This is a genomic window from Micromonospora sp. NBC_00898 (genome assembly GCF_045207895.1).
In the GTDB taxonomy this organism is placed as follows: Bacteria; Actinomycetota; Actinomycetes; order Mycobacteriales; family Micromonosporaceae; genus Micromonospora.
The window spans coordinates 666,337-690,273 of record NZ_CP108775.1 but is presented as its reverse complement, the minus strand read 5'-3'; the positions used below and the strand labels follow the sequence as shown (position 1 = coordinate 690,273).

The window sequence follows — 23,937 nt, the reverse complement described above, 5'->3', positions numbered from 1 at the left end:
ATCGGGTACCGAAAGTGCCGTCCGGACCCGGTCCGGTACCGCAACCACCAAAACGGATAATTCGGTGATCGGGGTCAACATGGAGCTGAACGAGAACGCGCAGATCGACACCAGCCAGGTGGACGATCGGCGAGGGTCCGGCGGAGGCGGCGGGATGGGCATTCCGATCCCGATCGGCGGCGGACGCGGTGGCATCGTCGGCATCATCATCGCCGTCCTCGTCGCGCTGGTCGGCGGCGGCTTCGGGCTGAACGCGATGAACGACGGCGGCGGCTCGCAGCAGGGCGACAACACCTCGCTGCAGCAGAAGTGCTCCGCGCAGGACGCGCTGGAGCAGCTCGACTGCCGCAACACCCTGTACGTCAACTCGATCCAGGCGTACTGGACCAAGGCCCTGCCGGAGGTCTTCGGCGAACAGTACAAGACGTCCAAGACCGTCTTCTTCAGCCAGGGCGTCAACACCGGCTGCGGCCAGGCCGACTCCGGCGTCGGCCCGTTCTACTGCCCGGCCGACGACCTGGTCTACATCGACCTCACCTTCTACAAGCTGCTCGCCGACCAGCTCGGCGCCGAGGGTGAGTTCGCCCAGCCGTACGTGCTGGCCCATGAGTACGGCCACCACGTGCAGGACCTGCTCGGCACCGAGGCGCAGATGCGCCGCCAGCAGCAGCGCGACCCGAACAACGCCAACGCGCTGTCGGTGAAGCTGGAACTGCAGGCCGACTGCTACGCCGGCGCCTGGGCCAAGAACGCCACCGGCACCTCGGACGCGCAGGGCCAGAAGATCTTCAAGAGCATCACGGATCAGGACATCCAGCAGGCGATCGACACCGCCGAGAAGATCGGTGACGACGCGATCCAGAAGCGCTCCGGCCGGCCGGTGAACCCGGACGAGTTCACCCACGGCACCTCCGAGCAGCGCCAGCAGTGGTTCACCAAGGGCTACTCCACCGGCGACCCGAAGGCCTGCGACACCTTCGGCGGCACCCTGTAGGACGCGCCCCCGGCCGCGTTCGGCGGCACGACGACGAGGACCCCGGCGACCGGGTGGCGAGCCCACCCCGCCGGGGTCCCTCGTCGCCGGGCGGCGTCATGGGGTGCCACGGGCGGCGCGCTGGGGCCCGCGCCGCAGAGAATCGACCGGTGACCGTTTCCCCGCCGCGCCTCCGGGTCGCCGCCTATGTGATCCGGTGGAGAGCGGCCGGGCCCGAGCTGCTCGTCTTCGACCACGTCGACTTTCCCGAGGCCGGCACCCAGGTGCCGGCGGGTGGGCTGGAGCCGGGCGAGACACCGGCCGACGCGGCGGTCCGGGAGGTCGCCGAGGAGACCGGGCTGACCGCCGCCCGGCCGGTCGCCGAGCTGGGGGTCAGCGACCACCCGCATCCGGTGACCGGGCAGCCGCGCCGCACCACCTACATCCAGCTCGACGTGCCGGACCGCCCGGTCGGGCCGTGGACACACCGGGTCGCCGGCGACGGCAAGGACGGCGGGCTGCGCTTCGCCTGCCGCTTCATCCCGCTCCCCCTTGCCGCCCGCCTCGCCGACCAACAGGACGAGTTCCTGGACCGGCTCCACCTCGACCGGAATTTGACCGCCTGACCGGCCGCCGCCCCGCCCGACCCGACGGGTCCGTCCGCCAGGGCACGTCCGACGAGGCGGCACCGCCCTCGACCGGGGTGGACCCGGCCCACAGCGCGGCCTCGCCGATCCGCCGTCCCGACGGGTGTGCTCGCGCTGGTCGGGGCCGTGACGTTGGTGGTACCGGGGCCGGCCCGGCGGTCACGCTGCTCCGGCAGTCGGCCGGTTCAGCCGCCCACGGGTTCCGGGTCGCGGATCAGGATGTGCACCGCCCGGGCGGCGGCGACCGCCCCGACCAGCACCGCGTGCCGGGGCTCCGGGACGTCGAGGAGCCGCTCGGCGCGCAGCGCGGCCAGCGGCGCGAGCCGTCGCTCGGAGAGCACGATGTCCACCGCCCGACGGTCCCCGCCGCAGACCAGGGCGCTCAGCGTCGCCGCCGCCGGCAGCAGCAGCCGGCCGGCGAGCTCCACCGCATCGGCCAGCGCCGCCTTCGCCTGGTTGTCCCGGCGCCGGGCGAAGCGCTGCTGGGACCATCCGCCCGCGGCGGTCCGCCCCTGTACGTACCGGGTGTCCACCTTGGATACCACCAGCTCCTCCCCCGCGGCGACGCCGACCGCCACGGCGCCCTTGCGGGCCAGCAGCAGGCCGAGCCGGCGCGGCGCGGCGGCCGCGGCCACGAAGCCGGGCACGTCGGCCGCGGCCGGCGCGCCGGGCGGCGTGTGCAGCTCGGCCGTCGCGCCGTCGGGGGCGGCGAGCAGCAGGCCGTACGCCTCGATGGTGGTGGTGGTGGGCGGGCCGTGCCGCTCGGCGAAGCCCTCGACCCAGCGGGCGACGCGGGCCGGGTCGACCTCGACCCACCGGCCGCCCCCTGCTGCGGGTCGGCTGCTCATGATCCGACCGTACGGCACGGCGGGACCCGCCGGGTCGCCCGGGCGGGCCGCCGCCCCGCCGGCCCAGGTGGTCCGGGCTCAGCCAGGTAGCAACGTGGCCACGGCCAGGGCGGCGATGAGCGCGCTGGAGACCAGCCCGGTGACCAGCCGGCCACGGGGTCCGGCCAGTGCCCGGCCGATCAGCGTGCCGCCACCCGCGACGAGCAGTTGCCAGCTCGCCGAGGCCAGGAAGGCGCCCGCGACGAAGAGCGCCGCGGTGGCGGCGTCCGGGTCGGCCGCGTCCCGCCGGCCGAGCACCAGCGCCGCGAAGTAGAGCACGGTGGTCGGATTCAGCAGGGTCAGTCCGAGTACGCCGACGAAGGCCCGGGCCGGGGTGGTGAGCCCGGCGCCGGCGCGCACCGGCGCGGGCCCGGCGTCCGGTCGGCGGGCGCGCCAGGCGGAGCGCAGCCCGTGGGCGGCGAGCCCGAGCAGCACCAGCGCGGCAGCGACCCGCAGTGGTCCGGCGACCGGGGCGATGACGCCTGCCAGTCCCGCGCCACCGATCGCCGCGACGGCCGCGTAGAGCCCGTCGGCGGTAGCCACCGCCAGCGCCGCGGCAGCCCCGACCCGGAACGAGGTATGGGCGCTGAGGCCGAGGATGAGGATCGCGATGGCGCCGACCGGGATGGCGACGCCGTAGCCGGCCACCAGGCCGGCGAGGAGGGCGTCACCCATGGCGGGCGGGCCCGGACCACCTCTCGACAATTGCCGGCTGCTGTCGCCCACCGCCGACGACGGCGTGGACGGGGACAACAGGGCGGGTGCGGAGATCGGTCACCGGGCCATTGTGGCCACGCCCGCCCGGCGACGGAAGCGGATTTCCGTCCCGGGCCCGGCCCGGTCCCGCCGGGAACCATGGCGTGCCGGACGCTGGCCGGCGGCCGGCCCGACAAGATCGTCTGATGTCCTCGGCCCTTCCACCCGGCGTGCCAGGCCCGCGAGCCGCAGATGATCACCGCGGCGGAGGGCGGGGCGGGGCCCGGCGGAAGGGCACGCGGGGCCGGGTCGCGGAGTCGGGCGCTCCGCGACCCGACACCGTCAGGCGGACCAGGTGGGCCGGCGGCCGAGGTAGGTCAGGAGGCGGGCCACGTCGTCGGCGTCGGCGGCGGGCTCGATCGCCGCGGCGTAGGCGCCGTAGGCGCGCAGCGGCTCGACGATCTGGCAGGCGACCGCCAGCAGCGGTCGGGCCAGCCCGTCGGTGAGCGGAGACGGCTGGCCGGTGGCCACCGCGATGTCCAAGGCGTGCACCGCGGCGTCGAGGGCGCACGCGCCGGCGCCGACGGGGGCCGGCAGTTTGCCCTGCGGCAGCGGGGTGGGCACCTCGGAGTCGTCGTCGGCGATCCCCGCGAAGGCCCCGGCCGACGCGTCGAGCGCGTCGCGCAGTCCGGCCGTCCTGTCTCCGTCGATCCGGCCGGAGGGCGAGAACGGATCCTCCGCCGGCCCCGGCCCACCGACGATCGCGGCCGCGTAGGCGATCTGGTCGCCGACCGCGTGCTGGAGCACCTGGGTGACCGTCCACCCGTCACATGGCGTGGGCCGCTCCCAGGCGTCGGCCGCGACCCCCTCGACCACCGTCCGCAGCGCGCCGTGCGCCTCGTCGAGCACGGTCCGCCACTGCCTGGTTGCGATCTCGCTCATCGTTCCGACCCTCCCTGCCGACGCCCTCGACGGGCCGGCGGCCCGCCGAGTGGAACGGAACACTTCGCTCCGCCCGAGATCGGCTTAGCAGAGCGGAACGCTCCGTTCCGCTAAAGTCTTTGGCGACGCCGGCCGGCCCGGAAACGCATCGAGCGCAGCCGATCAGACGTTGAAGCCGAGGGAACGGAGCTGATCCCGACCCTCGTCGGTGATCTTGTCCGGCCCCCATGGCGGCAGCCAGACCCAGTTGATCCGGATGTCGCTGACCAGTCCCCCGCCGGGGCCGGTGGTCAGCGCCTGCCGGGCCTGGTCCTCGATCACGTCGGTGAGCGGGCAGGCCGCCGAGGTGAGCGTCATGTCCAACGTGGCCACGTTCTCGTCGTCGACGTGCACGCCGTACACGAGGCCCAGGTCGACCACGTTGATGCCCAGCTCGGGGTCGACGACGTCCTTCATCGCCTCCTCGATGTCGGCGACGGCGGCCTTGCCGCCGGTCGCCGCCAGCGCCGCGCCGGCCTCCGCCACAGCGCCGGCCGACGTGCCGGTGGTCTCCTCAGAACTCATGCCTTCACCTCCGTAGGGCTCACGCCCACGCCGGCGCGTGCCGCGGCATCCTTGAACGCCATCCACGACAGCAGCGCGCACTTGACCCGGGCCGGGTAGCGCGCGACACCCGCGAACGCCACCCCGTCTCCGAGCACCTCTTCGTCCGGCGTGACCTGGCCACGCCCGGACATCAACTCGACGAACGCCTCGTGCACCGTGGCGGCGTCGTCCGTCGCCCGGCCGCGCAGCAGCTCGTGCAGCACGCTCGCCGACGCCTGGCTGATCGAGCAGCCCATCCCGTCGTACGAGATGTCGGTGAACACCTTGCCGTCGGTCGCCACCCGCACGGTGATCTCGTCACCGCAGGTCGGGTTGACGTGATGCGCCTCGCCGACCCGGGCGACCGCGTCCGCCGCGTCCCGCAGGCCACGGCCGTGCGGGTGCTTGTAGTGATCCAGGATGATCTCCTGGTAGAGCTGGTCGAGCTGCATCAGTCGAACACCTTCCGCACCTGCTCGAGACCGGCCACCAGCGCGTCGATCTCCTCGGTCGTGGTGTACAGGTAGAACGACGCCCGCGTCATGGCCGGAACGCCGAACCGGGTGCACACCGGCTTCGCGCAGTGGTGCCCCACCCGCACCTGCACGCCGAGCGAGTCGAGGACCTGCCCCACGTCGTGCGGATGGATGTCGCCGAGCGCGAAGGAGATCGTCCCGCCCCGCCCGACCGGCACGTTGGGACCGAAGATCCGCAGCCCGGGGACCGTGGCGAGGGCGTCCAGCGCGTACGCGGTCAGCTCCTTCTCGTGCCACTGGATGGCCCGCATGCCGATGCCGCTGAGGTAGTCCACCGCCGCGCCGAGCGCGACCGCCTCGGCGATCGGCGGGGTGCCCGCCTCGAACCGGGCCGGCGGCGCGGCGAAGGTGGACCGGGCCATGGTGACCGTCTCGATCATCGAGCCGCCACCCATCACCGGAGGCATCGCGGCGAGCAGCTCGCCACGGCCCCAGAGCACGCCGACACCGGTCGGGCCGCACATCTTGTGGCCGGTGAAGACGATGAAGTCGGCGTCGTAGTCGACCACGTCCATCGGCATGTGCGGCACCGACTGGGAGCAGTCGAGCAGTAACAGGGCGCCCACCTCGCGGACCCGCTGGGTGATCCGGGAGGTGGCGTTGACCGTGCCGAGGACGTTCGACGTGTGCACCAGCGAGACGATCTTCGTCCGCTCGGTGACCAGCTCCTCGAGCCCCGACTCGTCCAGCCGGCCGTTGTCGGTGACCGGGAACCAGCGCAGGGTCGCGCCGGTCCGCTCGGCCAGCAGCTGCCACGGGACGATGTTCGAGTGGTGCTCCATCTCGGAGATCACGATCTCGTCGCCCGGACCGAGCCGGAACCGCGGGTCCGCGTCGGGCCGCAGAGACGCGTTCGAGAACGCGTACGCCACAATGTTGATCGCCTCGGTGGAGTTCTTGGTGAACACCACCTCGTCCACGCTCGGCGCGTTGATGAACGCGGCGATCTTCGCCCGCGCGCCCTCGTACGCCTCGGTCGCCTCGGTGCCCAGGGTGTGCACCGAGCGCGACACGTTGGCGTTGTGCGTGGCGTAGTGCTCGGCGAGCACGTCGAGCACCTGCCGCGGCTTGTGCGCGGTGTTGGCGCTGTCGAGATAGACCAGCCGGTGCCCGTTGACCTCCCGGTCGAGGATCGGGAAGTCGGCGCGCACCGTGGCCACGTCGAAACGCGGCACGTCGTCGTACTGCGGCATCCCCTCGGGGATGGCGATGGTGGTCATCTCAGCGGCCCCTGTCGTTCGTGTCAGGCCCGCGCGGCGCCGGCTCCGGCGACGTACCGCTCGTAGCCCTCGTCCTCGAGCTTGTCGGCCAGCTCCGGGCCGCCCTGCTCGACGATCCGGCCGGCCACGAAGACGTGCACGAAGTCGGGCTTGATGTAGCGCAGGATCCGGGTGTAGTGGGTGATCAGCAGCAGGCCGGTGTCGCCGGTGTCGCGGACCCGGTTGACGCCCTCGCTGACCACGCGCAGCGCGTCCACGTCGAGGCCGGAGTCGGTCTCGTCGAGGATCGCGATCTTCGGCTTGAGCAGCTCCAGCTGCACGATCTCGTGCCGCTTCTTCTCGCCGCCGGAGAAGCCCTCGTTGACGTTGCGCTGGGCGAACGCCGGGTCCATCTGGAGCTTCTCCATGGCGCCGCGCAGTTCGCCGGCCCAGGTGCGCAGCTTCGGGGCCTCGCCGTCGATGGCGGTCTTGGCGGTGCGCAGGAAGTTGGCGACCGAGACGCCGGGGACCTCGACCGGGTACTGCATGGCCAGGAAGAGGCCGGCGCGGGCCCGCTCGTCGACGGACATGGCCAGCACGTCGGAGCCGTCGAGGGTCACCGAGCCGCCGGTGATCTCGTACTTCGGGTGACCGGCGATCGAGTACGCCAGGGTGGACTTGCCGGAGCCGTTCGGGCCCATGATCGCGTGGGTCTCCCCCGACTTCACGGTCAGGTCGACACCGGCCAGGATCGGCTTGAGCTCACCCTCGGGCAGCTTGACCGACACCTTCAGGTCGCGGATCTCCAGGGTGCTCATTATCGGGTCACTCCATTGCTCGGCGTCAGGCTGACGTAGATGTCGCCGTCGCGGACTTCGACGGGATAGACGGGAACAGGTTCGGTGGCGGGGAGCCCCGTGGGCTCACCCGTCCGTAGGTCGAAACGGGATCCGTGCAGCCAGCATTCCAGCGTGCACCCCTCGACCTCCCCCTCGGAGAGGGCGACGGCGGCGTGCGAGCACTCGTCGTACACGGCGTAGAACTGGTCGTCTTCGCCGTGCACGATGGCGAGCTGCGTGCCGTCGACGTCGGCGCTGATCACGGTGCCCTTCGGCACGTCCTCGGTCGAACAGATCTTGATCATCAGGCGCCGGCCTTGGTAAGCCGCGCCTCGATCGCGTCGCCCAGCCGCTCGCGCAGCTCCTCGACCGGGATCTTGTTGATCAGCTCGGCGAAGAAGCCGCGGACCACCAGGCGGCGCGCCTCACCCTCCGGGATGCCCCGGGCCATCAGGTAGAACAGCTGCTCGTCGTCGAAGCGGCCGGTCGCGCTCGCGTGGCCGGCGCCGGCGATCTCGCCGGTCTCGATCTCCAGATTGGGTACGGAGTCCGCCCGGGCGCCGTCGGTGAGCAGCAGGTTCCGGTTGATCTCGTACGTGTCGGTGCCGGTCGCCTCGGCCCGGATCAGCACGTCGCCCACCCAGACGGTGTGCGCGCTCTCCCCCTGCAGGGCGCCCCGGTAGCCGACGTAGCTGCGGCAGTCCGGCACGGTGTGGTCGACCAGCTGCCGGTGCTCCAGGTGCTGGCCGGAGTCGGCGAAGTAGACGCCGTACAGCTCGGCCTCGCCGCCGCGCCCGGTGTATTCCACGCTGGTGTACTGCCGGACCAGGTCGCCGCCCAGGCTGACCTGGACGTGGATCACCTTGGCGTCCCGGCCGAGCTTGACCTTCAGGTGCTGGGCCTGCACGGCGTCGTCGGCCCAGTCGGCGATGGTCACCAGGGTCAGCTTCGCCCCGTCGGCCACCGCCACCTCGACGTTGTCGGCGAGGGTCGTGGAGCCGGCGTGCTCCAGCACCAGGGTCACCTCGGCGAACCGGCCCACCTCGACGAAGGTGTGCCCGAACGCCACGCCCTCGGCGCCCTCGCCGACCACCCGCAGGCTCACCGGCGCCGCAACCACGGCCGAGGGATCCACCGACACCAGCAGCGCCTGCTCGGTGCCGCCGTAGGCCAGCGCGCTGACCCGGTCGACCGGGGTGAGCACGCTGCCCACCCGCGGGTCGTCCGTGCCGATCCGGGAGACGGTGACGCCGGCGGGCAGGTCGCCGTACTCGTGCCGGACCGTGCCGGTCGCGGCCTGCGCCCCACCGACCAGGCCGCGCAGGCGCTTGAGCGGGGTGAACCGCCAGTCCTCCTCCATGCCGGTGAGGGCCGGGAAGTCGGCGACGTCGTACGAGCGGAGCGCCTGCGACTTGGTGCTGGGCGGCGCGGAAGCCTGGGTAGTCATCTCTTCCTTGGTCTGTTCTGCGACGACGGTGTCAGTTGAAGCGGAGGGCGGGCCGAGCCAGGCACGGCCCGCCGCAACGTGGACGGCGTCAGCCGACCGCGCCCTCCATCTGGAGCTCGATCAGGCGGTTGAGCTCCAGGGCGTACTCCATCGGGAGCTCCTTGGCGATCGGCTCGATGAAGCCACGCACGATCATCGCCATCGCCTCGTCCTCGCTCAGGCCCCGGCTCATCAGGTAGAAGAGCTGGTCGTCGCTGATCTTGGAGACGGTCGCCTCGTGCCCCATCGACACGTCGTCCTCGCGGATGTCGACGTACGGGTAGGTGTCCGAGCGGGAGATGGTGTCGACCAGCAGCGCGTCGCACTTGACCGTGCTCCGGCTGCTGTGCGAACCCTCCAGCACCTGCACCAGACCGCGGTACGAGGTGCGGCCGCCACCACGGGCGATCGACTTCGACACGATGGTCGAGGAGGTGTGCGGCGCGGCGTGCACCATCTTGGCGCCCGCGTCCTGGTGCTGGCCCTCGCCGGCCATGGCCACCGAGAGCACCTCGCCCTTGGCGTGCTCGCCGGTCATGTAGACCGCCGGGTACTTCATGGTGACCTTGGAGCCGATGTTGCCGTCGACCCACTCCATGGTCGCGCCCTCGTGGCAGACGGCGCGCTTGGTGACCAGGTTGTAGACGTTGTTCGACCAGTTCTGGATGGTCGTGTAACGGCAGCGGGCGTTCTTCTTGACGATGATCTCCACGACGGCGCTGTGCAGCGAGTCGGAGGAGTACAGCGGCGCGGTGCAGCCCTCGACGTAGTGCACGTACGCACCCTCGTCGACGATGATCAGCGTCCGCTCGAACTGGCCCATGTTCTCCGTGTTGATCCGGAAGTAGGCCTGCAGCGGGATCTCCACGTGCACGCCCTTCGGCACGTAGATGAACGAGCCACCGGACCACACGGAGGTGTTCAGCGCGGCGAACTTGTTGTCGCCGACCGGGATCACCGTGCCGAAGTACTCCTTGAAGATGTCCTCGTGCTCCTTGAGGGCGGTGTCGGTGTCCAGGAAGATGACACCCTGCTCCTCGAGGTCCTCGCGGATCTTGTGGTAGACCACCTCGGACTCGTACTGCGCCGCGACGCCGGCGACCAGCCGCTGCTTCTCCGCCTCCGGGATGCCCAGCCGGTCGTAGGTGTTCTTGATGTCCTCCGGCAGGTCCTCCCAGCTGGTGGCCTGCTTCTCGGTGGACCGCACGAAGTACTTGATGTTGTCGAAGTCGATCCCGGTGAGGTCCGCGCCCCAGGCCGGCATCGGCTTGCGGCCGAACAGCCGCAGGCCCTTCAGGCGCAGGTCGAGCATCCAGGCCGGCTCGTTCTTCTTCGCCGAGATGTCCCGCACCACCGCCTCGTTCAGGCCACGCTGAGCGGCGGCCCCGGCGACGTCGGAGTCGGCCCAGCCGTACTCGTAGCGACCGAGGGCGGCGAGCTGCTCCTCCTGGGTCAGGGGCTGGACGATCTGCTCGGTCATCTATCTGTCCTCACAGTGGTGACGGTGTTACCGGACTGGGCACGCGGCTGGGCCGGGATGTGCGTGGTGCACACCCCGTCGCCGTGCGCGATGGTCGCCAGGCGCTGCACGTGGGTGCCGATCAGACGGGAGATCACCGCGGTCTCGGCCTCGCACAGCTGGGGGAACTCGGCGGCCACGTGCGCCACCGGGCAGTGGTGCTGACACAGCTGGCCGCCGGAGGCGATCGTGGACGCGTTGGCAGCGTAACCCTCGGCGGTCAGCGCCCCGGCGAGCGCCTCCGCCCGCGCGAGGGGGTCGTCGCCGGCGTCCTCCATGGCGGCCCGGCAGCGGTCCTCCAGGGCGGCCACCTGGTCGGCGGCGAACGCCTCCACAGCGTCCGAACCGCCGTTGCTGGCGATCCAGCGCAGCGCGGCGGTGGCGATGTTGTCGTAGTGGTGGGTGCCGCAGCGGACCCGGGCCGCGTCGGTCAGCACGAACACCTTGGCCGGGCGACCCCGACCGCGGCTGCCCCGCACCGTCTGCTCGCGGGCGAGCACGTCGCCGTCGGCGAGCATCGCGTCGAGGTGCCGGCGGATCGCCGCCGGGCTGAGCCCGAGCGCCGAACCCAGCTGCGCGGCGGTGGTCGCCCCCCGCTCCAACAGGAGCTGGGTGACCCGGTCCCGGGTGGAAGGATCGGACGCGGCCTGCGACAACTCCAGCTCGGCGCGTCTGACGCCGCGCCGCGACCTGGAGCCGTCGCCGGCGACCGGAGCGGTCGCCGGCAGGTGCCCGGAGAGCTCCGCCGCGTTTTTCACAACGCCAACGTTACGTAATTCATCGGAGGCCCGCAAACCCGGGTCCCGGTGATCCCGACCACCGGCCCCGCCGAGTCACCTGATCGGGGTCAACTACGGTGCGTAGGATTCGCTCCGTGAAGCCTTCCGTCCGGTTCCCGGTCTCCGCCTCGCTGCTGCGCCGCCTCGCGTACGCCTCGATCATCGCGAACGTCGCGATCGTGGTCACCGGCGGGGCCGTCCGGCTCACCGCCTCCGGCCTCGGCTGCCCCACCTGGCCCCGGTGCACCGACGCGTCGTACCACACGACCGCCGAGATGGGCGTGCACGGAGTGATCGAGTTCAGCAACCGGCTGCTCACCTTCGCGGTCGGCATCATCGCGCTCGCCGTGCTGCTCGCCGTGCTGGCGCGGCGGCCCCGCCCGCGCGGGCTGCTGCCGCTGGCGGTCGCGGTCTTCCTCGGCATCCCGGCGCAGGCCGTGATCGGCGGGATCACCGTGCTGACCAACCTCAACCCGTGGGTGGTCGGGCTGCACTTCCTCGCCTCGATGCTGGTCATCGCCGCCGCGTACGCGCTCTGGCGGCGGACCGTCGAGCCGGACGGGCCGACGACCCCCACCGTGCCCGGCCCGCTGCGCACCCTCGCGCTGCTCACCACGCTGGTCGGCGCGGCGGTACTGGTGGTCGGCACCTGGGTGACCGGCAGCGGCCCGCACGCCGGAGACCAGGGCGCCGCCCGCAACAGCCTGGACCCCCAGGCGATCTCCCAGGTGCACGCCGACGGCGTCTTCCTGCTCATCGGCCTCTCGGTCGCGCTGCTGTTCGCCTTCCGGGCGGTCGGCGCGGCGCGGGCCACCCGGGCCGCCGCGGTGCTGGTGGCGGTGGAGCTGGGGCAGGGCCTGATCGGCTTCGTGCAGTACTTCACCCACCTGCCGGCGGTGCTGGTCGCCGCGCACATGCTCGGCTCCTGCCTGGTCCTGCTGGCCACCCTGGCGGTGCTCTGGTCGACCCGCGAGCGCCAGCCGGTCGCGCCGGCCCCGGACACGCTCCGCACCGACCAGCCGGTCCCCGCCACCGCCTGACCCCCCGCCCCGCGCCGCCCGCACCCCGGCCGCGTCGCGGCCAAGATCCGCGCAGTTTCCCTGAAAGAGACGCACCCGTGCCGGGTCAGGCGGGGCGGGCCAGGTGGGTGACGATCGCCTCGGCCAGTCGGTCGGGGGCGCCGTCGGCGTAGCCGATGAAGAGCGACGGCTCGGTCAGCTCCAGCTCCACCAGGACGGGCGAGCCGTCCGCGCCCGGGATGAGGTCCACCCGGGCGTAGAGCAGCCGGTCACGGCCGCCCGGCACCACGGCGAGCGTCCGCTCGGCAACGGCCAGCTGCTCGGGCGTGGCCGTCCGGGCGGCGATCTCCTCGGGCTTGTACAGCCCGTCCACGCCCAGATCCGGGCCGGTCAGCATCGCGCCCTTGCGGATCGCGTGGCTGAACCGCAGACCGTCCCGGCCGGCCAGGAAGAGCAGCGCGGTCTCCCCGACCGCGTCCACCGCCTCCAGGTACGGCTGCACCATGGTGACCCGCCCGGCGTCGGAGAGCCGCCGTACGTGCCGTACGGCCAGCTCCCGGTGCTCCGGGTCGGCGAGGTCGTAGCGGCCGGTGTCCTGGCTGCCGGCGCTGACCGCCGGCTTGATCACGTACTCGCCGCGCTGGGCGGGCGGGGCCCAGGACCGCCCGGGCTCGACCCACGAGGTGGGCACCGTCGGCACGCCGGCCGCGGAGAGCTCGGCCAGGTAGCGCTTGTCGGTGTTCCAGGCGACCACGTCGGCCGGGTTGACCAGGCGCGGCACCGTTCGCGCCCAGGCGACGAACTCGTCGCGGCGCAACGCGTAGTCCCAGGGCGACCGGAGCACGACCAGGTCGTACCCCGCCCAGTCGACGGCCGGGTCGTCCCAGACCGCGATGTCGGCGTGGACGCCTCGGGCGCCCAGCGGCGCGAGCACGAGCCGGTCGTCCGGGTCGAGGTCGACGAGCCGGTCGCAGGTGACGAGAGCGACCCGGGGTTCCCCCCGGGCCGACTGGTGGTGATTGATCAATTTATCTGTCAACGGGCCATCGTGCGCCGTGCCATCGACCGCCAGAGGTCGTTGCTCGGGCGCATCTGGTCCATCAGTTCACGCTCCCAGGCGTTCTCTACGGTGACTCCCGCCTTGGCGCAGGCCTGCCGCGCGACATCGGTGCCGTCCGCGAACTGGTCGGCCCACGCCCCGTCCTCACCCACGAGGACGATCCGCGCACCGCGCTTGCCGACGTACTCGATGACCGCCTTCGCCCCGCCGTGCCCGGCGGCGAACGACTTGATGCCCGAAACCAGACCGTTGGGGGCCTGCTCCGGTGCGGCCTGCTGAGCCGTCAGCGTCGTATCGGAACCATCTGCCATGACGCGAAGCCTAAGCAGACTTCCACCCCCATGTGCGAGAACCATGAACAATTTGTGATGCCAATTACCTACGGGTTTAAGGAAGACCACAGGTGATTCGCCCTGACATGTCCTGCTAAGTCGGGGCGAAACGGGCAGGGGGGATAGTCACGTTCTGTCCGGCTTGAGTCACCGAACTCAGGGCGAAAAAAATTCTGATGAATTCCGTGACCTGCGAGAGGTCATCCACTCCGGTGAGTGCCGGGGCTGGGGTCAGATCAGCGCGTCGAGCGCGACGGCCGCGAAGAGGATCGTGAGGTACGTGGTCGACCAGTGGAACAGCCGCATCGGCTTGACCGCCTCGCCACGCGCCGCCCGCCGGCACAGCTTGTGCGCCTCGACCACGAAGATGCCACCCACCACCAGCGCGGTGACGCCGTAGATCGGGCTCATCCCCAGCGGCCAGACGGCCAGCGAGGAGAGCAGGGTCAGCCAGGAGAAGATGATGATCTCGGCGTTGACCCGGCGCACCGAGGCCACCACCGGCAGCATCGGGATGCCCGCCCGGGCGTAGTCGGCCTTGTACTTGATGGCCAGCGCGTAGAAGTGCGGCATCTGCCAGAAGAAGACCACCGCGAACAGGCCCCACGCGGCGGGGGCCAGCGAGCCGGTGACCGCGGCCCAGCCGATCAGCACCGGCGCCGCCCCGCACGCCCCGCCCCAGAAGGTGTTGGCGGCGGTGGTCCGCTTCAGCCAGAGCGTGTAGACGAGGTCGTAGTAGGCGATCGCCGCCAGGGTCAGCCCGGCGGCCAGCCAGTTGGTGGCGGCGGCCATCAGGGCGACCGAGACCACCGCCAGCACCAGCCCGAAGACCAGCGCGTTGCGGGGCGTCACGGTGTGCGCCGGCAGCGGACGGCGCTTGGTGCGCCGCATCAGCTGGTCGATGTCCCGGTCGATGTAGCAGTTGAGGACGCTGGCCGCGCCGGCGGCGAGCGAGCCGCCGACCAGCACCACGGCGACCAGCCAGAGTGACGGCATGCCCCCGCCGGCGAGCATCATCGCCGGCACGGTGGTGACCAGCAGCAGCTCGACAATCCGCGGCTTGGTCAGCGCCACGTACGCCGACACCACCGCCCGCACGTCCCGCCGGCCGGTCGCCGACGCCTCCCCCACCGTGCGCACCGGCGGTTGCCCGGCAGAGTTGCTGACGGGGCGCTCAGTGATCATGCTCACGGATTGCCACCTTCCGGCGTCGGCAGGGGGGAGATCGGGTCGGCCCGGGCCCCGTCCGGGGTCCACACACCGCCCCACAGACTACGCGTCGTCGTTTTGGCTGCCCGGCGGACCCGACAACGGTGCGGGTCGTCACAGTGGGCATTGAACGACCGATCCGGTCGGAGACGTACAGACCGGCATGCAGAGATCCCCGGGCGCAGGTTTAGGGCCGCTCGATAGGGTCATCAGTGAGGGTTCCGCCCATCTGCCGAGGAGCACAACCATCGTGGCTGCCAACCGACCCGAGCTTCCCGCTCTCAACTGGTCCGACCTCGACCGCAGGGCCGTCGACACGGTCCGCGTGCTGGCCATGGACGCCGTGGAGAAATCCGGCAACGGCCACCCGGGCACGGCGATGAGCCTGGCCCCGGCGGCGTACCTGCTCTTCAACCGGGTCATGCGGCACAACCCGGCCGACCCGAACTGGCCGGGGCGGGACCGCTTCGTGCTCTCCGCCGGGCACTCCAGCCTGACCCTCTACATCCAGCTCTTCCTCTCCGGCTACCCGCTGGCCCTGGCGGACCTGAAGTCCCTGCGGCAGTGGGGCTCGCTCACCCCGGGTCACCCGGAGCACGGGCACACGCCGGGCGTGGAGACCACCACCGGGCCGCTCGGCCAGGGCCTGGGCAACGCGGTCGGCATGGCGATGGCGGCCCGGCGCGAGCGCGGCCTCTTCGACCCGGAGTCGGAGCGCGGCGAGTCGGTCTTCGACCACGACATCTGGTGCATCGCGTCCGACGGCGACATCGAGGAGGGCATCTCCCACGAGGTCAGCTCGCTCGCCGGCCACCAGCAGCTCGGCAACCTCACGGTGATCTACGACGACAACGAGATCTCCATCGAGGACGACACCCGGATCGCCAAGAGCGAGGACGTCGCGGCCCGCTACGAGGCGTACGGCTGGCACGTGCAGACGGTGGACTGGCGCCGCGGCGACGCCGACCAGGGCGACTACCACGAGGACGTCGAGGCGCTGTACCAGGCGCTGGTGGCGGCGAAGGCCGAGACCGGCCGCCCCTCCTTCATCGCGCTGCGCACCATCATCGGCTGGCCCGCGCCGAACAAGAAGAACACCGGCAAGATCCACGGCTCGGCGCTCGGCGCCGACGAGGTGAAGGCCACCAAGGAGATCCTCGGCTTCGACCCGCAGCAGACCTTCCAGGTCGACGAGGAGGTCCTCGGGCACGCCCGCCAGGTCATGGAACGCGGCACGCAGGCCCAGCAGGCGTGGACGACGGCCTTCGACGCCTGGGCCGGGGCCAACCCGGAGCGCAAGGCGCTCTACGACCGGATGGCCGGCCGGGTGCTGCCGCAGGGCTGGACGGAGGCGCTGCCGACCTTCCCCGCCGACGCCAAGGGCGTGGCCACCCGGGCCGCCTCCGGCAAGGTCCTGGAGGCGCTCGCCCCGGTGCTGCCGGAGCTCTGGGGCGGCTCGGCCGACCTGGCGGAGAGCAACAACACCACGATGAAGGGCGAGCCGTCCTTCATCCCGGCGGTGCACGCGACCAAGGACTTCCCGGGCGACGAGTACGGCCGCACGCTGCACTTCGGCATCCGTGAGCACGCCATGGGCGCGATCCTCAACGGCATCGCCCTGCACGGCGGCACCCGCCCCTACGGCGGCACGTTCCTGGTGTTCAGCGACTACATGCGCCCGTCCGTCCGACTCGCCGCGCTGATGAGGCTGCCGGTGGTCTACGTCTGGACGCACGACTCGATCGGCCTCGGCGAGGACGGCCCCACCCACCAGCCGGTGGAGCACCTGACTGCGCTGCGGGCCATCCCCGGCCTGGACGTGGTCCGCCCGGCCGACGCCAACGAGACCGCGTGGGCGTGGCGGCAGGCGCTGGAGCACACCGACCGGCCGACCGCGCTGGCGCTGAGCCGGCAGCCGCTGCCGACCCTGGACCGGAACGCCCTGGCGGGCGCGGAGGGCGTCGCCAAGGGCGGCTACGTGCTGGCCGAGGCGTCCACCGGCAAGCCGCAGGTGATCATCGTCGGCACCGGTTCCGAGGTGCAGCTCTGCCTCACCGCCCGGGAGCGGCTGGAGGCCGACGGCACGCCGACCCGGGTCGTCTCCATGCCCTGCCAGGAGTGGTTCTTCGAGCAGGACGAGGCCTACCGGGAGTCGGTCCTGCCACGCGGGGTAAAGGCACGGGTGAGCGTGGAGGCGGGCATCGCCATGTCCTGGCGCGGGATCGTCGGCGACTGCGGCGAGACCGTGAGCCTGGAGCACTACGGCGCGAGTGCCCCGCACACCGTGCTCTTCGAGCAGTTCGGGTTCACCCCCGACCGGATCGTGGCCGCGGCGCACGCGGCGCTGACCCGGGTGGGCGACATCACCGGTAACACGACCGGTAACTGAGGGGAGCGTGGACGGCATGACGGACAGGCTGGGTGAGCTCAGCGCCGCGGGTGTGGCGATCTGGCTCGACGATCTTTCGAGGACCCGACTGAGTTCCGGCGGACTGGACCAGCTGCGCCGGGAGAAGCACCTGGTGGGGGTCACGTCCAACCCGACCATCTTCGCGAAGGCGCTGAGCGACGCGGACGAGTACAACTGGCAACTGAAGGACCTCGCCATCCGTGGGGTGGACGTCGAGGAGTCCGTCCGCATGCTCACCACGTACGACGTGCGCTGGGCCTGCGACGTGATGCGCCCGGCGTACGACGCGTCCGCCGGGGTGGACGGCCGGGTCTCCATCGAGGTGGACCCGCGGCTGGCCCACGAGGCGGAGAAGACCGTCGCGGAGGCCGGGGCGCTGTGGTGGCTGATCGACCGGCCCAACCTCTTCATCAAGATCCCGGCCACCGAGGCGGGCCTGCCGGCGATCACCGCCACCCTCGCCCAGGGGATCAGCGTCAACGTGACGCTGATCTTCGGGCTGGACCGCTACTCGGCGGTGATGGAGGCGTTCCTCGCCGGCCTGGAGCAGGCGAAGGCGAACGGCCACGACCTGTCCAAGATCGGCTCGGTGGCGTCGTTCTTCGTCTCCCGGGTCGACACCGAGGTGGACAAGCGGCTGGAGAAGATCGGCTCCGACCAGGCGAAGGCGCTGCGCGGCAAGGCCGCCGTCGCCAACGCCCGGCTGGCGTACGAGCGGTACTGCGAGGTCTTCGGCTCCGACCGGTGGCAGGCCCTGGCCGACGCCGGCGCCCACCCGCAGCGCCCGCTGTGGGCCTCCACCTCGACGAAGAACCCGGACTACCGGGACGTCATCTACGTCGAGGAGCTGATCGCCCCCGGCACGGTCAACACCATGCCGGAGTCGGTCATCCACGCCTACGCCGACCACGGGGAGACCCGGGCCGACACCATCACCAGCTCGTACGACGAGGCCCGCAAGGTCTTCACCGACCTCGAGGCGGCCGGCGTCGACATGGCCGACGTGATCGCCACGCTGGAGCGCGAGGGCGTGGAGAAGTTCGAGGCGAGCTGGCTGGAGCTGCTCGACGGCGTCAAGAAGTCGCTGACCGAGGCGGCGAAGGGCGCCGGCAAGCCGGGTCGGGCCGCCAAGGGCAGCGCCCGGGCCGCCGAGCGGGCCGGGGGCAACGCGTGACGAACGGCGCCGGACGCGCCCCGGGCCGGCCCGGGGTGCTCCACGCCGTCGCCGTACCTCGTGGGGTGGCGACGTGAGCGACCTGCTGGCCGGCCTGGCGGATGCGGCCGCCGGGCTGGCCGTGTACGGCGCGGACGCGGTCGACCGGTCCGCGCCCGCGTCGGTGCGCGACGCCCTGGTGGCCCGGGGGGTGCCCGCCGCGCTGGCCGGGAGGGACCCGACGCTGTGGGGTCCGGAGGCCGAGGCGACGGCGAAGGCCCGCCTCGGCTGGCTGGACACCCACCTGCGCAGCCGGGAGCTCCTCCCCCAGCTCGCCGAGCTGACCGCGGAGCTGGCCGACCTGGACCACGTGGTGCTCGCCGGGATGGGTGGCTCGTCGCTCGCCCCCGAGGTGATCGCCCGGACGCTGGGCCGGCCGCTGACCGTGCTGGACACCACCGACCCGGGTCAGGTCCGGGCGGCGCTGGCCGACCGGCTGGAGCGGACCGTCGTGGTGATCTCCAGCAAGTCGGGCTCGACGGTGGAGGCCGACAGCCACCGCCGCGCCTACTGGCAGGCCTTCCTCGACGCCGGCATGACGGACGCGGAGGCCGCCCGGCACTTCGTGGTGGTCACCGACCCGGGCTCGCCGCTCGCGGACACCGCCGCCGAGATGGGCGTGGTCACCATCTTCGCCGACCCCGAGGTGGGTGGCCGGTACTCGGCGCTGACCGCGTTCGGGTTGGTCCCGGCCGCGCTGGCCGGGGCCGAGGTGCTGGAGCTGCTCGACGAGGCCGAGGCGCTGGCGGGGTCACTGGGCCGGGACCGGGACAACCCGGGCCTGGCGCTGGGGGTGGCCCTGGCCGCGGCGGCCACCACCGGCCGCGACAAGGTCGCCCTGGTCGGCGACGGCACCGGCATCGACGGGCTGGGCGACTGGGCGGAGCAGCTGCTCGCCGAGTCGACCGGCAAGGCCGGGGTCGGCATCCTGCCGGTGGTGGTGGAGTCCCCGGGGGCGCCGGGCGCCGCCGGCCCCGACGTGCTGACCGTGTCGTACGGCGGGGCGCTGACCGCCGGGGACGTGCCCGGCGCGGGGGGCACCCCCGACGTGGCGGTCAACGGCCCGCTCGGCGCGCACTTCCTGACCTGGGAGTACGCCACCGCGATCGCCTGCGTGGTGCTCGGGGTCGACCCGTTCGACCAGCCGAACGTCACCGAGAGCAAGGAGAACACCGCCCGGATCCTCGCCTCGGGTCCGCCGGCGGAGACGCCGTCGTTCGTCGAGGGCGCCGTCGAGGTGTACGCGCCGCCGGCCGCCCCGGGCGACCTGGCCGGCGTGCTGCGGTGGCTGCTCGACGGACTGGGCGACGACGGGTACCTGGCGGTCATGGCGTACCTCGACCGGCGGGCCGACGCGGCGGTGGCCGGGCTGCGCCCGCTGCTCGCGGAGGCGGCCGGCCGGCCGGTGACCTTCGGGTGGGGGCCGCGCTTCCTGCACTCGACCGGGCAGTACCACAAGGGCGGCCCGCAGGTCGGCAGCTACCTTCAGGTGACCGGCGCGGTCACCGAGGACCTGCTGGTCCCGGGGCGCCCGTACACCTTCGGAGAGCTTCAGGCGGCCCAGGCCGCCGGCGACCGGCGGGCCCTGGCCGGCCGGGAGCGGCCGGTGCTGCGACTGCACCTGACCGAGCGGGCGGCGGGCGTCGCCCAGCTGCTGGATGCGGCCGGACGGACACGGACGTGACGATGAATGACGTGAACCAGGCGGAGCGAGGAGGCGGCGTGAACCCGCTGCGCGACGCACAGGACCGGCGGCTGCCGCGGATCCCGGAGCCGTGCGCTCTGGTGATCTTCGGCGTGACCGGGGACCTGGCGCGCAAGAAACTGTTGCCGGCGGTCTACGACCTGGCCAACCGGGGCCTGCTGCCGCCCGGCTTCGTGGTGCTGGGCTTCGCCCGCCGCGACTGGGGCGACGGGGACTTCGAGTCCCTGGCCCACGAGGCGGCGAAGAAGCACGCCCGGACCCCGTGGCGGGAGGAGGTGTGGGCCCGGCTCGCCGGCAACATCAGGTTCGTCGGCGGCTCGTTCGACGACGACGCCGCGTTCGACCACCTCGCCGCGACCCTGGACGAGTTCCGCGACACCCACGGCATCCCGGGCAACGCCGCCTTCTACTTCTCCATCCCCCCGGCGGCCTTCCCGGTGGTGCTCAAGCAACTGGCCCGCACCGGCATGGCGGACAACGCCAAGTCCGGCGGCTGGCGCCGGGTGGTGGTGGAGAAGCCGTTCGGCAACGACCTGCCGTCGGCGAAGGCGCTCAACGACCTGGTCGACGACGTCTTCACCCGCCAGGACGTCTTCCGGATCGACCACTACCTGGGCAAGGAGACGGTCCAGAACATCCTCGCCCTGCGGTTCGCCAACAACCTGTTCGAGCCGCTGTGGAACTCCAAGTACGTCGACTCGGTGCAGATCACCATGGCCGAGGACGTCGGCATCGGCACCCGGGCCGGTTTCTACGACACCGTCGGCACCGCCCGGGACGTGCTGCAGAACCACCTGCTCCAGCTCCTCGCCCTGGTGGCGATGGAGGAGCCGACCAGCTTCGACGCCGACGAGATCCGCACCGAGAAGCTGAAGGTGCTCAAGGCGATCACCGTGCCGAAGGACGTCGCCCGGGACACCGTCCGAGGGCAGTACCTGCCCGGCTGGGTCGGCGGCGAGCGCGCGGTGGGCTACCTGGAGGAGGAGGGCGTGCCGGCGGACTCCACCACGGAGACCTACGTGGCCGTCCGGCTCGGCATCCAGAACCGCCGCTGGGCGGAGGTGCCCTTCTACATCCGGGCCGGCAAGCGGTTGCCCCGGCGGGTCACCGAGGTGGCCATCATGTTCAAGAAGGCGCCGCACCTGCCGTTCAACCCGGCGGACATGGAGTCGCTCGGCCCCAACCAGCTCGTCATCCGGGTCCAGCCCGACGAGGGCGTGGTGCTGAAGTTCGGCTCGAAGGTGCCCGGCACCACCATGGAGGTCCGCGACATCGCGATGGACTTCCAGTACGGCGAGGCGTTCACCGAGTCCAGCCCCGAGGCGTACGAGCGGTTGGTGCTGGACGTGCTGATCGGCGACCGGACCCTCTTCCCGGACGCCGCCGAGGTCGAGCAGAGCTGGCAGGTGGTGGACCCCCTGGAGCAGGCCTGGGCGGGTACGAAGCCGGAGCCGTACCGGGCCGGTGAGTGGGGGCCGCGGGCGGCCGACGAGATGCTGGCCCTCGAGGGCCGGGCCTGGCGGCGGGCATGACCGAGCAGAGCTGGAGGATCCGTTGATCGGCTTGTGGGACACCACCGGCAACGAGGTGGTCAAGGCGCTGGCCGCGGAACGCCGCAGCGCGGGCGGGGTGGCCAGCGGCATGGCGCTCACCCTGGTCGTGGTGGTGGACGAGAAGCGGGTCCGCGAGGCGGAGGCGGCGGCGACGATAGCCGCCGCCGCCCACCCGTGCCGGATCGTGGTGGTGGTCCGCGCGGACGTCGAGCGGGACCGCAACCGGCTGGACGCGGAGATCGTCGTCGGCGGCCGGCTCGGCCCGTGCGAGGCGGTGGTGACCCGGATGTACGGCCGGCTCGCCCTGCACGCCGAGTCGGTGGTGATGCCGCTGCTGGTGCCCGACGTGCCGGTGGTCACCTGGTGGCACGGCGAGCCGCCGGCCGAGATCGCCACCGACTTCCTCGGCGTGGTCGCCGACCGGCGGATCACGGACGCCGCGCAGGCCGCCGACCCGATCGAGGCGATCCGGCAGCGGGCCCGGGACTACGCCCCCGGCGACACCGACCTGGCCTGGACCCGGATCACCCCGTGGCGCACCCTGGTCGCCGGGGCGTTCGACACCACCCAGGCCCGGATCACCGAGGCGACGATCGTCGCGCCGCGGACGGACCCGACGGCGGCGCTGATGCGCGGCTGGCTGGCCGCCCGGCTCGGCATCGACCCGGGGTGGGAGCACACCGACCAGCACCCGCGGATGCGTGAGGTGCAGCTGCGCTGCGCCAACGGTGACGAGCTGACGCTCACCCGGGACGACAGCATCGCCATCTTCCGGCGTACCGGCCAGGAGGACCGGACCCTGCCGCTGGTCCGCCGGCCGCTCGGCGACGAACTGGCCGAGGAACTGCGCCGGCTCGACGCCGACCAGGTGTACGCCGAGGCGCTCGGCGCGGCGGCCGGTCTCACCGGCCTGGAGCGGCGCCCGGGCAACCGGGTGCACGTGTGGAAGGATCCGGCGACCGCCCAGCGGGCCGAGGCCGGGGTCACCGCACACGCCGGCACCAGCGCCACCCCCTGACCCGGACGGCGTGGGACGGGCCGGCGCGGCTCCTGCCACGCCGGCGGACAGACGCGACGGACGGGCCGACCGGCCCCCGGGCACGACGAACTGGGACCGCGCGAGAGCGGTCGGGAAACGAAGGCACAACATGAGTGAGGCGAGTGTCGCCGTACACGCCGACGCCGACCTGCTGGCGCAGGCGGTGGCGGCCCGGTTGGTGGTGAAGCTGCTGGACGCGCAGGCGGACCGGGGCCAGGCGTCGGTGGTGCTGACCGGCGGGCGGATCGCCGCGGCGGTGTACCGGGCGGTGGCGGCGCTGCCGGCCCGGGACGCCGTCGACTGGTCCCGGGTCGACGTCTGGTGGGGCGACGAGCGGTTCCTGCCGGGCGGCGACCCGGAGCGCAACGAGACCCAGGCCCGGGCGGCGCTGCTGGACGTGGTGCCGCTGGACCCGGCCCGGATCCACCCGATGCCGCCGTCGGACGGCCCGGCGGGCAACGACCCGGAGGCGGCTGCCGCCCGGTACGCCGAGGAGCTGGCCCGGGCGGCCCGACCGGGGCACGCCGCGCTCCCCCACTTCGACGTGCTGATGCTCGGCGTCGGGGAGGACGGGCACGTGGCATCGGTCTTCCCGGAGCACCCTGTGCACCACGACAACCGGCCGGTCAGCGCGGTGCGGGGCAGCCCCAAGCCGCCGCCGGTGCGGACCACGCTCACCCTGCCGGCGATCAACACCGCCGAGGAGGTCTGGCTGGTCGCCAGCGGGGCCGACAAGTCCCGGGCGGTGGGCATGGCGCTGGCCGGGGCGGGGCCGGTGCAGCTGCCCGCGGCCGGCGTGCACGGCGTGGGTCGTACCCTCTGGTTGCTGGACCGGGCCGCGGCGGCCGAGGTGCCGCCCCGGCTGCGCAGCCTGCGCTGAACGACGGACGGTGAGCCCCGGTCCCGGCGGGACCGGGGCTCCGGCGGGTCAGGCCCGGCCGCGACGTTGGCGCAGCGCGGCCAGGGCCTCGGCGAGGATCTCCTCGCCCTGCTCCGGGGTGCGCCGCTCCTTCACGTACGCCAGGTGCGACTTGTAGGGCTCGGTCCGGGCCCGGCCGGGCGGGTTCTGCGCGTCCGGCCCGGCCGGCTGGCCGCAGCGCGGGCAGTCCCACAGCGGCGGCGCCTCCGCCTCGGCGGCGATCAGGATCTCGACCCGGTGGTCGTTGCGGCACCAGTAGGCGACCGCCCGGCGTGGGGCCGGTGCGGCCCGCTCGGTCGGCCGCTCGGGGGTGGACCCGACCCGGGCGCCACGGATGACGTTGCCACTCGGCACGGCTGCTCGCTCCTGTCGTCGGTCGGGGGACCGCCG

At 72.6% G+C, this 23,937-nt stretch carries 24 protein-coding genes; 9 read left to right on the top strand and 15 right to left on the bottom strand.

What is annotated here, in order from left to right; all coding sequences use genetic code 11:
• Positions 1-79: 79 nt before the first annotated feature.
• Positions 80-994, top strand: a complete 915-nt coding sequence (locus OG799_RS03270) for a neutral zinc metallopeptidase (RefSeq protein WP_406046187.1) — start codon at positions 80-82, stop codon at positions 992-994.
• Between the two features lie 149 nt (positions 995-1,143).
• Positions 1,144-1,599 carry an NUDIX domain-containing protein gene (locus tag OG799_RS03265; RefSeq protein ID WP_406042935.1) on the top strand — a complete coding sequence of 152 codons (456 nt, stop codon included), beginning with the start codon at positions 1,144-1,146 and terminating at the stop codon, positions 1,597-1,599.
• 206 nt (positions 1,600-1,805) lie between these two features.
• Here the strand turns inward: OG799_RS03265 and OG799_RS03260 are convergent, their stop codons facing one another.
• The 11 genes from OG799_RS03260 to OG799_RS03210 all read right to left on the bottom strand — a co-directional run bounded on the left by OG799_RS03260 (position 1,806) and on the right by OG799_RS03210 (position 10,971).
• The gene (locus OG799_RS03260) at positions 1,806-2,468 is read right to left on the bottom strand and encodes an acVLRF1 family peptidyl-tRNA hydrolase (RefSeq protein ID WP_406042933.1); all 663 of its coding nucleotides are present in this window, start codon (positions 2,466-2,468) and stop codon (positions 1,806-1,808) included.
• A gap of 78 nt (positions 2,469-2,546) precedes the next feature.
• Positions 2,547-3,182, bottom strand: a complete 636-nt coding sequence (locus tag OG799_RS03255; protein ID WP_406042931.1) for a LysE family transporter — start codon at positions 3,180-3,182, stop codon at positions 2,547-2,549.
• A gap of 363 nt (positions 3,183-3,545) precedes the next feature.
• Positions 3,546-4,145, bottom strand: coding sequence for a TIGR03086 family metal-binding protein (locus OG799_RS03250; protein WP_406042929.1), 600 nt, complete (start codon positions 4,143-4,145; stop codon positions 3,546-3,548).
• Between the two features lie 162 nt (positions 4,146-4,307).
• Positions 4,308-4,709, bottom strand: a complete 402-nt coding sequence (locus OG799_RS03245; protein ID WP_406042927.1) for a metal-sulfur cluster assembly factor — start codon at positions 4,707-4,709, stop codon at positions 4,308-4,310.
• Entirely contained in the window at positions 4,706-5,182 is a 477-nt protein-coding gene (gene sufU, locus OG799_RS03240; protein ID WP_406042925.1) for a Fe-S cluster assembly sulfur transfer protein SufU, read from the bottom strand. Before sufU ends, OG799_RS03245 begins: the two co-directional genes overlap by 4 nt.
• Entirely contained in the window at positions 5,182-6,486 is a 1,305-nt protein-coding gene (locus OG799_RS03235; RefSeq protein WP_406042923.1) for a cysteine desulfurase, read from the bottom strand. Before OG799_RS03235 ends, sufU begins: the two co-directional genes overlap by 1 nt.
• A gap of 23 nt (positions 6,487-6,509) precedes the next feature.
• Entirely contained in the window at positions 6,510-7,283 is a 774-nt protein-coding gene (gene sufC / locus OG799_RS03230; protein ID WP_406042921.1) for a Fe-S cluster assembly ATPase SufC, read from the bottom strand.
• Complete coding sequence (locus tag OG799_RS03225) at positions 7,283-7,609, bottom strand: non-heme iron oxygenase ferredoxin subunit (protein ID WP_406042919.1); 327 nt, start codon at positions 7,607-7,609, stop codon at positions 7,283-7,285. Before OG799_RS03225 ends, sufC begins: the two co-directional genes overlap by 1 nt.
• Positions 7,609-8,751, bottom strand: coding sequence for a Fe-S cluster assembly protein SufD (sufD, locus tag OG799_RS03220; RefSeq protein WP_406042917.1), 1,143 nt, complete (start codon positions 8,749-8,751; stop codon positions 7,609-7,611). The genes OG799_RS03225 and sufD overlap by 1 nt, the downstream gene beginning before the upstream one ends.
• A gap of 88 nt (positions 8,752-8,839) precedes the next feature.
• Positions 8,840-10,270, bottom strand: coding sequence for a Fe-S cluster assembly protein SufB (gene sufB, locus OG799_RS03215; protein ID WP_109944124.1), 1,431 nt, complete (start codon positions 10,268-10,270; stop codon positions 8,840-8,842).
• Complete coding sequence (locus tag OG799_RS03210) at positions 10,267-10,971, bottom strand: helix-turn-helix transcriptional regulator (RefSeq protein WP_406046186.1); 705 nt, start codon at positions 10,969-10,971, stop codon at positions 10,267-10,269. Before OG799_RS03210 ends, sufB begins: the two co-directional genes overlap by 4 nt.
• A 194-nt stretch (positions 10,972-11,165) precedes the next feature.
• On the opposite strand from OG799_RS03210, the gene OG799_RS03205 reads away from it, so the two are divergent.
• Positions 11,166-12,128, top strand: a complete 963-nt coding sequence (locus OG799_RS03205) for a COX15/CtaA family protein (protein WP_406042915.1) — start codon at positions 11,166-11,168, stop codon at positions 12,126-12,128.
• Positions 12,129-12,213: 85 nt separating this feature from the next.
• On the opposite strand, the gene OG799_RS03200 is transcribed toward OG799_RS03205, so the two are convergent.
• The 3 genes from OG799_RS03200 to OG799_RS03190 form a co-directional block, all read right to left on the bottom strand.
• Positions 12,214-13,134 carry a RimK family alpha-L-glutamate ligase gene (locus tag OG799_RS03200; protein WP_406046185.1) on the bottom strand — a complete coding sequence of 307 codons (921 nt, stop codon included), beginning with the start codon at positions 13,132-13,134 and terminating at the stop codon, positions 12,214-12,216.
• A gap of 8 nt (positions 13,135-13,142) precedes the next feature.
• Positions 13,143-13,478: a hypothetical protein gene (locus OG799_RS03195; protein WP_089013506.1), complete on the bottom strand. Its 336-nt coding sequence runs from the start codon at positions 13,476-13,478 to the stop codon at positions 13,143-13,145.
• Positions 13,479-13,730: 252 nt separating this feature from the next.
• The gene (locus tag OG799_RS03190) at positions 13,731-14,690 is read right to left on the bottom strand and encodes a heme o synthase (protein WP_406042913.1); all 960 of its coding nucleotides are present in this window, start codon (positions 14,688-14,690) and stop codon (positions 13,731-13,733) included.
• 268 nt (positions 14,691-14,958) lie between these two features.
• Between OG799_RS03190 and tkt the strand changes: the two genes are divergently transcribed.
• The 6 genes from tkt to pgl all read left to right on the top strand — a co-directional run bounded on the left by tkt (position 14,959) and on the right by pgl (position 23,508).
• Positions 14,959-17,097 carry a transketolase gene (tkt, locus tag OG799_RS03185; protein ID WP_406042911.1) on the top strand — a complete coding sequence of 713 codons (2,139 nt, stop codon included), beginning with the start codon at positions 14,959-14,961 and terminating at the stop codon, positions 17,095-17,097.
• A gap of 16 nt (positions 17,098-17,113) precedes the next feature.
• Positions 17,114-18,292 (top strand): transaldolase, encoded by a 1,179-nt coding sequence (tal, locus tag OG799_RS03180; RefSeq protein ID WP_406042909.1) that lies wholly within the window; start codon positions 17,114-17,116, stop codon positions 18,290-18,292.
• A gap of 73 nt (positions 18,293-18,365) precedes the next feature.
• Positions 18,366-20,015 carry a glucose-6-phosphate isomerase gene (locus OG799_RS03175; protein ID WP_406042907.1) on the top strand — a complete coding sequence of 550 codons (1,650 nt, stop codon included), beginning with the start codon at positions 18,366-18,368 and terminating at the stop codon, positions 20,013-20,015.
• A 2-nt stretch (positions 20,016-20,017) separates the two neighbouring features.
• Positions 20,018-21,568: a glucose-6-phosphate dehydrogenase gene (gene zwf / locus OG799_RS03170; RefSeq protein ID WP_406042905.1), complete on the top strand. Its 1,551-nt coding sequence runs from the start codon at positions 20,018-20,020 to the stop codon at positions 21,566-21,568.
• A 22-nt stretch (positions 21,569-21,590) separates the two neighbouring features.
• A complete protein-coding gene (locus OG799_RS03165; RefSeq protein ID WP_406042903.1) occupies positions 21,591-22,607 on the top strand; it encodes a glucose-6-phosphate dehydrogenase assembly protein OpcA in 1,017 nt (338 codons plus the stop codon).
• Between the two features lie 130 nt (positions 22,608-22,737).
• On the top strand, positions 22,738-23,508 hold the full coding sequence (gene pgl, locus OG799_RS03160; protein WP_406042901.1) for a 6-phosphogluconolactonase: 771 nt from the start codon (positions 22,738-22,740) through the stop codon (positions 23,506-23,508).
• Positions 23,509-23,556: 48 nt separating this feature from the next.
• Here the strand turns inward: pgl and OG799_RS03155 are convergent, their stop codons facing one another.
• On the bottom strand, positions 23,557-23,901 hold the full coding sequence (locus OG799_RS03155; protein ID WP_406042899.1) for an RNA polymerase-binding protein RbpA: 345 nt from the start codon (positions 23,899-23,901) through the stop codon (positions 23,557-23,559).
• Between the last annotated feature and the right edge of the window lie 36 nt (positions 23,902-23,937).

What these genes read in the sequence shown, in the direction of transcription:
- OG799_RS03270 (WP_406046187.1), top strand. Translation starts at nt 80, where the DNA reads ATGGAGCTGAACGAGAACGCGCAGATCGACACCAGCCAGGTGGACGAT.
- OG799_RS03260 (WP_406042933.1), bottom strand. Translation starts at nt 2,468, where the DNA reads ATGAGCAGCCGACCCGCAGCAGGGGGCGGCCGGTGGGTCGAGGTCGAC.
- OG799_RS03255 (WP_406042931.1), bottom strand. Translation starts at nt 3,182, where the DNA reads ATGGGTGACGCCCTCCTCGCCGGCCTGGTGGCCGGCTACGGCGTCGCC.
- OG799_RS03250 (WP_406042929.1), bottom strand. Translation starts at nt 4,145, where the DNA reads ATGAGCGAGATCGCAACCAGGCAGTGGCGGACCGTGCTCGACGAGGCG.
- OG799_RS03245 (WP_406042927.1), bottom strand. Translation starts at nt 4,709, where the DNA reads ATGAGTTCTGAGGAGACCACCGGCACGTCGGCCGGCGCTGTGGCGGAG.
- sufU (WP_406042925.1), bottom strand. Translation starts at nt 5,182, where the DNA reads ATGCAGCTCGACCAGCTCTACCAGGAGATCATCCTGGATCACTACAAG.
- OG799_RS03235 (WP_406042923.1), bottom strand. Translation starts at nt 6,486, where the DNA reads ATGACCACCATCGCCATCCCCGAGGGGATGCCGCAGTACGACGACGTG.
- sufC (WP_406042921.1), bottom strand. Translation starts at nt 7,283, where the DNA reads ATGAGCACCCTGGAGATCCGCGACCTGAAGGTGTCGGTCAAGCTGCCC.
- OG799_RS03225 (WP_406042919.1), bottom strand. Translation starts at nt 7,609, where the DNA reads ATGATCAAGATCTGTTCGACCGAGGACGTGCCGAAGGGCACCGTGATC.
- sufD (WP_406042917.1), bottom strand. Translation starts at nt 8,751, where the DNA reads ATGACTACCCAGGCTTCCGCGCCGCCCAGCACCAAGTCGCAGGCGCTC.
- sufB (WP_109944124.1), bottom strand. Translation starts at nt 10,270, where the DNA reads ATGACCGAGCAGATCGTCCAGCCCCTGACCCAGGAGGAGCAGCTCGCC.
- OG799_RS03195 (WP_089013506.1), bottom strand. Translation starts at nt 13,478, where the DNA reads ATGGCAGATGGTTCCGATACGACGCTGACGGCTCAGCAGGCCGCACCG.
- tal (WP_406042909.1), top strand. Translation starts at nt 17,114, where the DNA reads ATGACGGACAGGCTGGGTGAGCTCAGCGCCGCGGGTGTGGCGATCTGG.
- zwf (WP_406042905.1), top strand. Translation starts at nt 20,018, where the DNA reads ATGAATGACGTGAACCAGGCGGAGCGAGGAGGCGGCGTGAACCCGCTG.
- pgl (WP_406042901.1), top strand. Translation starts at nt 22,738, where the DNA reads ATGAGTGAGGCGAGTGTCGCCGTACACGCCGACGCCGACCTGCTGGCG.